The sequence below is a fragment of the Streptomyces sp. NBC_01077 genome, assembly GCF_045162855.1.
GTDB lineage: Bacteria > Actinomycetota > Actinomycetes > Streptomycetales > Streptomycetaceae > Streptomyces.
Map to the genome: position 1 here is coordinate 7091979 of NZ_CP108669.1, position 13045 is coordinate 7105023.

General features: G+C 72.5%; 10 protein-coding genes. 6 read left to right on the forward strand and 4 right to left on the reverse strand.

Annotated elements, in window-relative coordinates:
- Positions 1–49 precede the first annotated feature (49 nt).
- The 4 genes from OG462_RS32155 to OG462_RS32170 all read left to right on the forward strand — a co-directional run bounded on the left by OG462_RS32155 (position 50) and on the right by OG462_RS32170 (position 5935).
- A complete protein-coding gene (locus tag OG462_RS32155; protein WP_406062988.1) occupies positions 50–652 on the forward strand; it encodes an isochorismatase family protein in 603 nt (200 codons plus the stop codon).
- A 197-nt stretch (positions 653–849) separates the two neighbouring features.
- Positions 850–3435, forward strand: coding sequence for a YfhO family protein (locus OG462_RS32160; protein ID WP_406062990.1), 2586 nt, complete (start codon positions 850–852; stop codon positions 3433–3435).
- Positions 3436–3577: 142 nt separating this feature from the next.
- A complete protein-coding gene (locus OG462_RS32165; RefSeq protein WP_406062992.1) occupies positions 3578–4543 on the forward strand; it encodes a glycosyltransferase family 2 protein in 966 nt (321 codons plus the stop codon).
- Positions 4544–4546: 3 nt separating this feature from the next.
- Positions 4547–5935, forward strand: a complete 1389-nt coding sequence (locus tag OG462_RS32170) for a polysialyltransferase family glycosyltransferase (protein WP_406062994.1) — start codon at positions 4547–4549, stop codon at positions 5933–5935.
- A 104-nt stretch (positions 5936–6039) separates the two neighbouring features.
- On the opposite strand, the gene OG462_RS32175 is transcribed toward OG462_RS32170, so the two are convergent.
- Positions 6040–6813, reverse strand: coding sequence for a VOC family protein (locus OG462_RS32175; protein WP_406062996.1), 774 nt, complete (start codon positions 6811–6813; stop codon positions 6040–6042).
- A gap of 174 nt (positions 6814–6987) precedes the next feature.
- On the opposite strand from OG462_RS32175, the gene OG462_RS32180 reads away from it, so the two are divergent.
- Positions 6988–7815: a sulfurtransferase gene (locus OG462_RS32180; protein ID WP_406062998.1), complete on the forward strand. Its 828-nt coding sequence runs from the start codon at positions 6988–6990 to the stop codon at positions 7813–7815.
- Positions 7816–7932: 117 nt separating this feature from the next.
- On the opposite strand, the gene sepH is transcribed toward OG462_RS32180, so the two are convergent.
- Positions 7933–8967, reverse strand: a complete 1035-nt coding sequence (sepH, locus tag OG462_RS32185) for a septation protein SepH (protein ID WP_406063000.1) — start codon at positions 8965–8967, stop codon at positions 7933–7935.
- A gap of 541 nt (positions 8968–9508) precedes the next feature.
- On the opposite strand from sepH, the gene OG462_RS32190 reads away from it, so the two are divergent.
- Positions 9509–10381: a hypothetical protein gene (locus tag OG462_RS32190; protein WP_406063002.1), complete on the forward strand. Its 873-nt coding sequence runs from the start codon at positions 9509–9511 to the stop codon at positions 10379–10381.
- Positions 10382–10384: 3 nt separating this feature from the next.
- Here the strand turns inward: OG462_RS32190 and OG462_RS32195 are convergent, their stop codons facing one another.
- Both OG462_RS32195 and OG462_RS32200 read right to left on the reverse strand, forming a co-directional pair.
- Positions 10385–11725 carry a D-arabinono-1,4-lactone oxidase gene (locus tag OG462_RS32195; RefSeq protein WP_406063004.1) on the reverse strand — a complete coding sequence of 447 codons (1341 nt, stop codon included), beginning with the start codon at positions 11723–11725 and terminating at the stop codon, positions 10385–10387.
- Complete coding sequence (locus OG462_RS32200; RefSeq protein ID WP_406063006.1) at positions 11664–12926, reverse strand: MFS transporter; 1263 nt, start codon at positions 12924–12926, stop codon at positions 11664–11666. Before OG462_RS32200 ends, OG462_RS32195 begins: the two co-directional genes overlap by 62 nt.
- Between the last annotated feature and the right edge of the window lie 119 nt (positions 12927–13045).

The window sequence follows — 13045 nt, forward strand, 5'->3', positions numbered from 1 at the left end:
TCTCCCCACCTTCCCCTGCGCGAAGTTGCCCTCCTCGAAAGGAATCACCATGACCGCCTCCACCACCCTCCGCGACGTGATCGGCCTTCCCCAGGAGCTGCCCCGCCTGAGCGAGTCGGCCCTGATCATGATCGACTTCCAGAACACCTACCGCACCGGCGTCATGCGGCTCGACGATGCGGAGCAGGCCGTGGCCGCCGGCGCGCGTCTGCTCGCCGCCGCCCGCGCCGCGGGTACCCCCGTCGTCCACGTCGTCAACGACGGCGGCGAGGGCACTCCGTACGACATCCGGGCGGAGATCGGCGCGATCAGCGACGAGGTCGCCCCGATCGAGGGCGAGAAGGTCGTCGTCAAGCAGTTCCCCAACGCCTTCCACGCCACCGACCTGGAGGAGACCCTGAAGGACCTCGGGGTCACCGGTGACCTCGTCATCGCCGGGTTCATGACCCACATGTGCGTCCTCTTCACCGCGCAGGGCGCCTTCAACCTCGGCTACCGCCCGACCGTCGTCGCCGAGGCCACCGCGACCCGCCCCCTGGAGTCCCCCGACGGCACCGTCCTCCCGTCGGAGGCGCTGCAGGCGGCCGGTCTGACAACCGTCTCCGACCTGTTCGGAACGGTGGCCCGGACGGTCGACGAGCTCGTCGGCTGAGTCCGGTTCCCGGTCGACAAGGATCGCCGCCCCGTCCGGCGGCCTCCCCCCCCGGCCCTTCGGCACCGGGAGTTCACCCGAGGTGTACCGGAACACCGCCTGATGATCGGTTTCGGGTCGCCCGACTCGGCGGTAATGGCGGTCGGCCCGTGACGCATCACCCGGGTGCTCTGTTCCGTACGCACCCTGGAGGACGTGTGCCCCCCGCCGCCGAGACCGTGCTCGACGAGGTCGACGGCGAGGAGGGGGCGGGCGGCTCGTCACTCCCGCCCGGCTCCCCACGACGCCTCCTGCGCTCCCCGGCCGTCGCGGGGCCGCTCTCCGCCGCCCTGCTCACCGCCGTACTGCTCTGCCTCGCCACCCGGCTCTCCCGCAGCTACCCCTTCGGGCCGGTGACCAGGAACATCGTCGACCTGGGGCAGCAGTACCTGCCGTTCCACGCCTACTGGCGCTCGTTCCTCCTCGGTGAGACGCGGGGAGACGCCTTCCTCAACTGGGACTCCGGCTTCGGCTCCAACTTCCTCGGCGACATCGGCACCTATCTGAGCAGCCCCTTCGACCTTCTCGTCGTGCTCTTCCCCGCGGACCGCGTCGAGCTCGCCCTGTACGCCGTCACCGCTGCCAAGATCACGGCGGCCGGCGCCGCGATGGCGCTCCTGCTCCTGCGGCTGCGCCCCGGCCCCTGGCCGGTCGCCGCCCTGCTCGGCACCGCGTACGCCCTGTCCGGCTGGACCTTCAACCTCGGCGCCACCGTCCCGATGTGGCTCGACGGACTCGTCGCCTTCCCGCTGCTCTGCCTGGTCGGCGAGTGGGCCCGCACCGGGCGTCGCCCCGTCCTCGGCCCGCTCGTCGTCGCCCTGGCCTGGACCGCCAACTTCTACACGGCGTACATGGCGACCCTCGGCGCCGCCGCCGTCCTCCTGGTACGACTCCTCACCGCCGAGGAGTCGGCCGGCGCCCGGCAGCGCCTCGCGGGGGTGCTGCGTGCCGCGCGGGGCGTGCTCATCGGCATCGGCCTCGCGGCGCCGCTCGTCGTGGTCGTCTTCCTGGGGACCAAGGTCGCCGACCCCACCCCAGAGACCACCTTCGCGCCCGCCGCCTGGGTGGAGGTCCTCGCCCGGTTCCTGCCGGCCACCGCGAGCCTGTCGAGCCCCGCCCTCTTCATCGGTACGCCCGCGCTCGCGCTCGCCCTCACCCTGCCCTTCAACCGTGCCGTCGCCCCGCGCGTCCGGGCCGGCTGGTCGGCCGCGATCGTCCTGGTGACCCTCTCCCTCCAGTGGGAGCCGACCCATCTGCTCTGGCATGCGGGCGCCTCGCCCAACGGCGGCCCGTACCGTCAGACCTTCGTCCTGTGCGGGCTGCTGATCGTCGCCGCCTGGTTCTCGTCCGCCCGGGGCGTTCCGCGGCCGGCCGCGCTCCTCGCGGGCGGCGTACTCCTCGGGATCCTGGCGTGGGCGGCGCGCGGCAGCGTCGACATCGACCGCTGGACCTACCCGGCCTTCGGCGTGGCGGCTGCCCTGGCGCTCGCCGCCGCTCTCGTGGCCCTCCTGAACGCCCGCCGAACCACCGCGCGCGTACGGCCCGTTTCCCGCACCGCGCGCGTCCTCCCCGTCCTCGCCGTGGTCCTCCTCCTCGCGGCGCAGGCCGGCGAGGCGGCCGTCACCGGGAAGCGGATCGAGGAGCAGCAGCGCGACAAGGTCGCCTGGTCGCCCCGGATCGGTCCCTGGCACACCGCCGTGGCCGACGAGGTGGCCCGCGCGGACGCCTGGCCGCGCTCCCGGACGGACCCGGGAGAGGTCCCCGGCGGCAACGACGTCCTGATCGTCGGCGGACAGGGGGCCGACTACTACAGCAGCCTGACCGCCGAGGTGACCTCCCGCACGCTGACCTCCCTGGGCTTCGGCTCCTACGCCAAGGGCAGGCACCCGGTCACCCTCGACAACCCGGTGACCGACGCCCTGTTCTCCATCGGCACCCGGATCCGCTCGCTGCCCACGGAGCCCGTACGGCAGGACGCCTTGCCCCGCGCCACGGTGGCCGCCGCCACCACGCCCGTACCGCCGCTGGTCACCGTCCGACCGAAGGAGCGGCCGGCCACCCATCCCGGGGACTCCGCGTTCGCCCGGCAGGAACGGCTGCTCGGCGCCGACGTGTACGAGCTGCCGACCGTCACCCGTGACGGACGGACCCTCGCCGTCGGCTGCCCGGCCGGCTCCCAGGTCTGGTTCTGGGCCCCCGAGTACCGCGGCGGGGCAACCCTCGCGGGGGAGCGACGGGTGGATTTCGAGGGCAAGCCGCCCGCCGTCCGGGCCCCCATGCGGGCCCTCGGCACCGTGCCCGCGTCCGGCGACGTACGGATCGAGCTGAGCCCCGAGCGCACCACGCGGCTGCCCCGTCAGCCGGTCGGCTGTCTCGTCCAGGCCCGGCTCGACTCCGCCGTACGGCAGTTGACGGCCGCCGGGGCCACCGAGGTGCGCGCCACCGGACACACCGTCACGGCCGAACTGCCCCCGGGCAGCACCGGAACCGCCGTGCTCGCCGCGCCCCGTATCTCCGGCTGGCGCTGCGCCGCGGGTGACGCGGAGCCCCGTCCCGCGCGCGCGTACCAGGGCCTTGTCGCCGTTCCGCTCGACGGTCGGGCGAACACGGTCACGTGCTCCTTCCGCCCTCCGGGCCTCAAGCTCGGCGGCGCCGTCGGCCTGGCCGCGCTGCTCGCCCTGATCGCGACGGGCGTCCTGCACCGGCGGGGGGCAGGAGTCCAGCGCCGGCGGTCCGGCCGGTGAGGCCGTTTCCGCGTGGACTTTCCACGGGGGACGCCAAGAGTTCACCCGGAGTGCAGACGCGGATCGTTCGCCCGGAAAAGTGGAGCGTTACCGTACCCGCCGTAGCGGCGTTTAACTGTTCGATTCAGTATGGGGATTCCGAGTGCCGAAACTGTCCGTCGTCGTACCGTTCCACAATGTCGGGGCCTATGCGCCCGACACCCTGCGCAGTCTTGCGAACAACGCGGATCCGGAATTCGAGTTCTTGCTGATCGACGACTGCTCGACGGACGACACCCCGGAAATCCTCGACCGCTGGCGCGATCGGCTGCCGAATGCCACCGTCATCCGGCACGAGACGAACAAGGGTGTCGCCCAGGCGCGCAACACGGGAATCGACGCGGCGCGCGGGGACTACATCACCTTCCTCGACGGCGACGACTGGTACGCGCCGGGCCACCTGAAGGCCACCGTGGCCGGAATCGAGCGCCTGGACTGCGACTTCGCCCGTACCGACCACGTCCTCTCTGAGGGCCGGAAGCGGAACATCCGCTACGCCCCGGCGAAGCGCCGCGACACCGTGATGGACCCCCGCGACGGAATCTCGCCCGCCAGCATGGTGACGATGGTGGACTATCCGTTCGTCCCCTTCGGCATTTACAGCTCCCGTCTCTTCCAGAACGGTGAATCCCGTTTCGACACCTCCCTGAGAACGGCCGAGGACCGCCTCTGGGTCTGGCGCCTCCACCTCAAGGCCCGTACCTTCGCGGCGCTTTCCCTGCACGGTGTCTTCTACCGCCGAGGGGTCACCACCTCGCTCACCCAGATCACCGACAACCGGCAGCTGGACTTCATTCCGTCGTACGACACCCTGCTCGACGACGTCTCACGGGACGCGGAGGCGGACCGGTTCCTCCCGAAGGCCGTCCGCACCTACTGCGCGATGATCGCCTTCCACATGGGCAAGGTCGACAAGTACGACCCCGCCGTCGCCAAGCGGCTCCGCGCCGACGTCCGCGACGCGCTGCACCGTATGCCGCAGCAGGTCCTCGAAGAGACCCTGTCAACCATGGACACCCCCCGCAGCACCCTCCTCCGGAGCCTGCGCGACACCGTAAGGACCGCCTGACCCATGGCCCCCGCCCCCGCCACCGACAAGGCACCGGCGTTCGACCCGGCCACCGACGGCCGCACGGTCCAGATCTTCCAGGTGTCCACCCTGTACGGCGCCGCCACCCTCGCGGCCTCGCTGGACGCCGGACAGTTCGGTCCCCGCGAGGACGCCCGCAGGCTCCTGCTGATCTCGCACAACGCAGAGATCCCGGAGACCGCGCTGCGCCTGGAGACGATGACGGGCTACGAGCGGATCGCGGCCCGCTTCGACGGCGTCCTCGACTGGAACGAGACGATCCATCCGTACCACCCCGCCGCCTGGGCCCCCCGCCCCGAGGAGGCCCCGCTCTGGCAGCGCGTGATGCGCACCGCGTGGGACCTCGGCACCGCCCCGGTGGAGCTGATCGTCGAGTCCATCCAGGTCAACCCCGCCAAGGCGCTGGCCGGCACCTTCCCCGAGAGCGCCGTCCACGTCTACGCGGACGGCCTCATGAGCTACGGCCCGACCCGCAACGACCTCGCGCAGTCGGTCGCCTGCCGCGTCCAGCGGGTCCTCCACCTCGACCTGGTGCCGGGCCTGCGCCCCCTCCTCCTGAGCGAGTACGGGGTGGAGCCGGAGATCGTCCCCGACGACGCCTTCCGCGCGGTCCTCGCCGAGATCGCCGAGGATGCGGCCGACGACCCGGACATCGCCCGCGCGGCCGCCGCCGAGCCCACGGCCCTGCTGCTCGGCCAGTACCTCGCCGCCCTCAACCTCCTCACGGCCGAGGAGGAGGAGGACCTGCACGTACGGATGCTGCGCGGGGCGGCCGCCGCAGGACACCGCTCGGTGGTCTTCAAGCCCCACCCGACCGCGCCCCCCAGCTACTCCCAGGCCCTCCAGGAGGAGGCGGAACGGTCCGGCGTACGGCTCACCCTCCTCGACGGGCCGCTGCTCGCCGAGACCTTCTACGAGCGCTGCAGGCCCCGGCTCGTCGTCGGCTGCTTCTCCACGGCGATGCTGACCGCCGCCGTCTACTACGGCGTGCCCATCGCGCGCGTGGGCACGGTCGAGGTCCTCGAACGGCTCACGCCCTTCGAGAACAGCAACCGGATCCCGCTCACCGTCGTCGACCATCTGGTCGCGGACCTGGAGCAGGGCGAGGAGCCCGCGGTCCCCGGAGTGGCACCGGACTCGCTCACGCCGCTCGTCCGCGCCGTCGGCTACTGCATGCGGCACAAGAGTCACCCGGGGATGCGGGAGGAAGCCACCCGCTTCCTCGCCGCGCACCACGCGGACCCCGGCACGGCGCACCACTTCGACGTCGAGCGGCTGAGTCAGCTCGGTCTGCCGGGCGGGACGGAGACGCGCAGCGCCGGTGCGCCGTCCCGGCTCCGCCGGAGTCTCGTCAGGTCCCGGCGGGGCTGAGCCGACCGGCCGCCGTGGCAGCCGGGCCGGCCGGCGCGTCATGTGGGGCGCCGGCGCGTCATGTGGGGCGCCGGCGCGTCACGTGGGGCGGCGGTCCCGCCCGATCATGCGGCGGAGGACCTGACCAGGGTGAAGACCGCGCCCTCCGGGTCCGTCACCAGGGCGAGCCGCCCCGCCGTGGCATCGCGCGGCGGGCTCAGCACATGACCGCCGAGCCGCAGGACGAGCTGGGCGGCCGCGTCCGTGTCGGCGACCTCGAAGTACGTCATCCAGTGCGGGCCCCGGTCCCGGGGCAGCGCGTTGCCGACGCCGTGCAGCGAGGCCACCGGGAGCCCGTCCACATGGAGCGTGGCGTAGTCGTGGTCGGCGGACACGACCGCCTCCACCTCGTACCCGAAGACCGTCCGGTAGAACTTGCCGACCGAGGACGTCTCGTACGTGATGAGCTCGTTCCACACCGGTGTCCCGGGCGGTCCCGCCGTCGCCGTGCCGTGGTGCGCCTCCGCCTGCCAGACCCCGAAGACCGCGCCCACCGGGTCGGAGCAGACCGCCATCCGGCCGGCCTCGCCCGCGTCCAGCGGGCCCACGGCCACGGTGCCGCCGCAACAGCGGATGCTCTCGGCGGTCTCGTCGGCGTCGGCGGTGGCCAGGTACGGGGTCCAGGCGATCGGCAGATGCCGGTCCGGCGGCAGCTGGCCGATGCCCGCCACCTCCTTGCCGCCGAGCAGCGCGCGCACGTACGGGCCGAGATGCTGCGGACCGGGTTCGAACTCCCAGTCGAAGAGCGCGTTGTAGAACTCCTGGGTCGCGTCAAGCCCGTGCACCATCAAGCTCACCCAACAGGGTGTGCCGGGTGTGCGCCGAGTCGCCTCGGTCATCGTGACTCTCTCCTCGGACCATCGTCGTGCCCGTGTCCCCGTCCGATGGTGTCACCGACGGGGCCGCGGCGCGCCCCGGTCGCACCAAAGAGTGGCGCGATCCCGCGGGGGTGACGCGGGGAGGACGCCGGGTTCGTCCCCCCGCGGCCGTGCGGCTGCGCGAGGATGGCACCCATGAAGCCCATCATCGCCGTAAGCGAACTGCTGAGCGAGTCGGCCGGGGCCCGGCCACCGGTCCTCCTGGACGTCCGCTGGACGCTGGGCGGCCCGCCCGGACGGCCGGCGTACGAGGCCGGGCACCTCCCCGGAGCGGTCTACGTCGACCTGGACGGGGAGCTCGCGGGCCCGCCCGGCAGCGGCGGACGCCACCCGCTGCCCGACCCGGAGGCCTTCGGGGCCGTGATGCGCCGGGCCGGTGTCTCGGCGGACATCCCGGTCGTCGTCTACGACGGCGGCCTCGGCTGGGCCGCGGCCCGCGGCTGGTGGCTGCTCCGCTGGGCCGGCCATCCGGACGTCCGGGTCCTGGACGGTGGTCTCGCGGCCTGGACGGGAGAGCTCACGGAGAAGGTGCCCACGCCGGAGCCGGGCGATTTCCGGCCGGATCCGGGTGCGCTCGGACTGCTCGACGCCGACGCGGCGGCGACGCTCGCCCGCTCGGGGCTGCTCCTGGACGCACGGGCGGCCGAGCGCTACCGCGGGGACGTGGAGCCGATCGACCGGGTCGGCGGGCACATCCCGGGCGCGGTCTCGGCCCCGACGACCGAGAACGTGGACGCGGAGGGGCGCTTCCTGGGTGCCGACACCCTGCGGGACCGTTTCACCGCCCTCGGCGCCGCCGAGGGGACCCCGGTCGCGGTCTACTGCGGTTCGGGCGTCTCCGGCGCCCACGAGGTCCTGGCCCTGGAGATCGCCGGCATCCCGGCCGCGCTCTACGCGGGCTCCTGGTCGGAGTGGTCCGCCGACCCCACCCGCCCGGTCGCCACGGGCCCGGACCCGCAGTAGTCCGCCGTACGAAAAGGGGCCCGCGCCGATCAGGCGCGGGCCCCTCCTCGTACGACTGAAGTCAACATTCACGGCTCGTACAGCCGCGGCCGACCATCACGGCGACGGCTTCCGCCGTCAGTCCTGCTTCTTCCTGCGCGTGCCGAAGACGATCTCGTCCCAGCTCGGCACGGCCGCGCGACGGCCGGGACGGACGCCGTCCGCCTCGGCCTGCCGGTCGGTGGTGCCGGTGAGGCGGTCCCGGTGGCCCGAGACCGCGCGCGGCATCAGGACATCGGCATACGCGGAACCGGCACCCGCCGAAGCGGCCGGGGCCGGCGGCTCCTCCGCCTCGGCCTCGTCCGCGGGCTCCGTGTCCGGAGGCGCGGGCACGACCATGTCGCCGCGGAAGCTCGGCACCGCCTCCAGGAGGCTCGTCAGGGAGTCCCGCTCCTCCTCCGGCTCGACGGGCGCGGACGCCCGCTCCAGCTGGCGGTGGTCGAGCTGACGGTCCAGGGCACGGTCGAGCGGCCGGTCCCGGGGCAGCCGGGCGATGCGCGGCACGAACGGGAAGCTCGGCTCCGGCGCGGCGGCGATCGTGTCGTCCGTCTCGCCGATCAGCGCGCGCGCCTCGTCGTCCACGGCCTGGACGAGCCGTCGGGGCGGGTCGTACGTCCAGCTGGCCGTGTGGACCTCGCCGGCGACCCGGTAGACGAGCAGCACCTCCCAGGTGCCGTCGTCACGCCGCCAGGAGTCCCACTGCACGGTGTCCTTCTCGGCGCCGCGCAGGAGCAGCCGCTCCTGAACCGCCTCGCCGAGCTGGGGGCCGCTGTTCTCGCCGGGCCTGCGCACCGGGGTCTTGCGGGCGCGCTCCGCCATGAAGGCGCGCTCGGCGAGCACGGGGCCCTCGAAGCGGCGTACGCGGTCGACGGGGATGCCGGCGAGCTGGGCGACCTCCTCCGCGGAGGCACCGGCTCGTATCCGTGCCTGGATGTCGCGGGGGCGGAGGTGGCTCTCCACCTCGATCTCGATCTGGCCGAGGCGCGCGCGGTCGTTGCGCACGGCGGCGCGGAGCCGCTCGTCGATCGGAAGTGTGTACTCCGTGCTGTCAGCAGCCTTCAGCACCAGTCGTGTGCCGTCGTTGGAGACGGCCACGACACGCAGTTCGGGCATGGGGACCTCCCGGGTGGTGCCTGCCGACGTCACGTGCGTCGCTGCTTCCGCTAGTCGAGTGTGGCCTGCCCGGGTGCAGCCTGCCACTACCTTGCCGAGTTGCCCGGCGTGTCGGGCGTGGACCCTGGAACGCCGTTATGACACGGTTACCTGTTGGCTACCCGGAGTGACGGGCGGTCACTCTGTGCAGTCGGTTTCCGTGCGATGCCTTGGCGCCGCCGGTTCGAGCGCCGTCTCCGGCCCTCCCCTTGATCCCGGGCACCCGTGAAGGCGTCCGGACCCAGGGTTCGTCAATGTACTCCATTCGGGCCACTTGGGTGGACCGGCGCGCCGCCCAACTTCTCGGGCGGTACGGGAGTTGAGTCTCCGCGGTCTTCCCCCGTACGTGTCGCTCTTCACAGAACGACCGGAAGCGGAACTATTCCCTTCGCCCATTTGTCCCTTCTGGGTGCAAGGCGAACGGATGAGCCGTCAGGGGTCGGAGATGCGTCACAGGCCGGATATCGACACGGACGAGCCGGAAGCGAGGGAAGAGCCGGGAGTGAGGGAGGAGTCGGGAGAGAAGGCGGAGAAGGAGGGCGGCAGGAGAAGGATCGACCTGAGCGTGGCTCAGGTCTCCGGCAGCGCCCTGGCCGCGGTCATGGCCGCCAAGCTCGCCTCCACCCTCGGCGTGTACGGCACGATCCTGGGCGCCGGTGTGATCAGCGTCATCGCCACCTGCGGCGGCCCGCTCTTCCAGCACCTCTTCCGGCGCACCGGCGAGCAGGTCCGTGACGCGACGGCCGCCGCCAAGCCGAAGGGCCGTCAGGTGCCGCTCGCGCCCGGGCCGCAGGACGACCGCACCCTGATGCTGGGCACGGTCGCGCCTCTCCCGTACGACGAGGAGTTCGGCACGGCGACCACCCACGGCACCCGTGTCCGCGGCTGGAAGCGGCCGGCGATCGCCGCCGCACTGGTCTTCGGCGTCACCATGGCCGGCATCACCACCTACGAACTCGTCTCCGGCCAGGACTTCAGCGGCAAGCAGGGCACCACCACGTTCGGATCCGTCGTCCGCGGCGGTGGCGGTTCGGGGCAGGAGGCGCCGCCGGCCGAGGACAAGTACCCCTCGCCCACGCCGTCCGGATCCGCCGAAGGCACCCGGGGGCCGGACGACGGTGCCGGCAGCCCCTCGACGGGCAGCACCCCGACCCCGGGCGAGCAGGGCGGCGGGCAGAACGGCACCGCGACCCCCTCGCCGGAGCCGACGCCCTCCGGTTCGACCGGTGGCGAGCCGACGCCCACCCCGACACCGACCGGTCCGACGACGGAACCGACCATCCCGACCCAGGAGCCGACCACCGGGACCGGCGGGACGCAGACCCCGGCGGCCCCGACCCCGACCGGAGCCGGAGTCGATTCCGGAGCCGAGTGACCGTCAGTCGCCCAGGACCCGGCGCAGATAGTCGTTGGCGAACAGCCGGTCCGGGTCGAGGCGGTCGCGCAGCGCCGTGAACTCGGCGAAGCGCGGGTAGACCTCGGAGAAGTAGGCGGCGTCACGGGTGTGGACCTTGCCCCAGTGGGGGCGTCCCCCGTGCGCCGTCATGATGCGCTCCACCGCCGTGAAGTACGCGCGGTGGGGCGTTCCCTTGTAGAGGTGGACGGCGATGTACGCGGTCTCCCGCCCCGAGGCCGTGGACAGCGCGATGTCGTCCGCCGGAGCCGTCCGCACCTCCACCGGGAAGCTCACCTTGAGCGGCGAGCGCTCGACCATCGCCTTGAGCTCGCGCAGCGCCGCGACCGCCGCCTCACGCGGCAGCGCGTACTCCATCTCCAGGAAGCGCACCCGGCGCGGCGAGGTGAACACCTTGTACGGGATGTCGGTGTACGTACGGGCCGACAGCGCGCGGCTGGAGAGCCTGGCGATCGAGGGGATGGCCGGCGGCACCGCGCGGCCCAGCGAGCACGCCACCTGGAAGAGCCCGTTGGAGAGGAGCTCGTCGTCGATCCAGCCGCTGATCCGGCCGGGGGGAGCGGCGGGGCCCGCGCTGCGGTTATTGCGCTTGGTGTTGCAGTTGTCCGTGTGGGGGAACCAGTAGAACTCGAAGTGCTCGTTCTCCGCGTGCAGCGCGTCGAACTCCGAGGCGACCCGGTCGAAGGTCATCGGCTCCTCGCGCGCGGTGAGCAGGAAGACCGGCTCGACCGCGAAGGTGATCGCCGTGACCACGCCGAGGGCGCCGAGCCCGATCCGGGCGGCCGCGAAGACCTCCGGATTCTCCTTCTCCGAGCAGACCAGCAGCTGGCCGTCCGCCGTGACCAGCTCCAGCTCACGGATCTGCGCGGCTATCGAGGCCGAGTCACGGCCCGTGCCGTGCGTACCGGTGGAGGTGGCCCCGGCGACGGTCTGCTCCATGATGTCGCCCATGTTCGTGAGCGACAGACCCTCCCGGGCCAGCGCCACGTTGAGCCGCTTGAGCGGGGTGCCCGACTCGACCGTCACGGTCATCGACTCGCGGTCGATCCGCCGGATCCCGGTCAGCAGACCAGGCCGGATGAGGACGCCGTCGGTGGCCGCGATCGAGGTGAAGGAGTGGCCGGTGCCGACCGTCTTCACCCGCAACCCGTCCGCGGCGGCCCGGCGGACCGCCTCGGCGAGCTCCTCGGCCGAGGCCGGGCTCACCTCCCGCACGGGGCGGGAGGTGACGTTCCCCGCCCAGTTACGCCACGGGCTGTTCGCCGTCCTGGCGCTGCCCGACCCCGCTGTTGTCGTCCCGCTCACGCTGCCCCTCCCGGTTCGGCACCGGCCTGCGCAGCCGGCGGTGTCCGAGGAGACCCACCGCGACCGCGAGCGCGCCCGAGACGACGGGCACCACGTACCCCGCCTCGGCCCCCGACGCGTCGACCACCCAGCCGGCGGCCGAGGAGCCGAGCGCCACGCCGATCGCGAGGCCGGTACCCGTCCAGGTCATGCCCTCGGTCAGCTTGGTGCGCGGTACGTGCGCTTCGACGAGGGCCATGGTGGTCACCATCGTCGGTGCGATGGACAGGCCCGCGACAAAGAGCGCCACGGCCAGCAACGGCAAGTTCCCGGCCAGTAGGAGGGGGATCATACTCACGGCCATCGCGCAGATGCCCAGGAGCCAGCGACGGGACGGATCGCTCTTCAGGTGGAGCAGTCCGAAGACGGCGCCGGCGAGACCGGAGCCCAGCGCGTAGACGGCCAGCACGAGACTGGCGGCGGCCTTGTGACCCTGCTCCTCGGCGAAGGCCACGGTCACCACGTCGACCGAGCCGAAGATGGCGCCGGTGGCGACGAACGCGAGGGCCAGCACCTGGAGGCCGGGGGAGCGGAGCGCGGAACCGGTCTTGGCCCCCTGCTGGGGGTGCGGGACCGGCTCGGTGGCGCGCTGCGAGGTCAGCCAGAAGACGCCGATGGTCAGGAACACCCCGGCGAACAGCGGACCGGCCTCGGGGAACCAGGTCGTCGACAGACCGATCGAGAGGATCGGGCCGAAGATGAAGCACACCTCGTCGACGATCGACTCCCAGGAGTACGCCGTGTGCAGGCGCCGCTCGTCGCCGCGGTAGATCTCCGCCCAGCGGGCCCGGGTCATCGCGCCGACGCTCGGCACACAGCCGATCACGGCGGTGAAGGCGAAGAGCGTCCAGTCCGGGGCCTTCTGCTGTACGCAGAGGAGGAGCCCGGCGGCGGCCACGAGCGAGACCAGCGTCACCGGGCGGAGCACCCGGCGCTGCCCGTGCCGGTCGACGAGCCGGGAGACCAGGGGGCCGAGGACCGCGGCGGACGCAGCGAGCGTCGCGGACAGTGCGCCGGCCAGCCCGTACCGGCCGGTGACCTGCGAAATCATGGTGACGATGCCGATGCCCATCATGGACAGGGGCATCCGGCCGAAGAATCCGGCGACGGAGAACGCCGTGGTGCCTGGCGCCTTGAAGATCGCGCGGTAGGGACTGGGCAAGAGGCTCTCCGGATCTCCGTGCTTCGGAGCGGGCTCCGCGCGACGACTCAACACGTGTAATTAATAGCTAAAGCCTACGGTGTTGAAGTCGATGGGTCATCCCCCTTTTTTTGGACAGG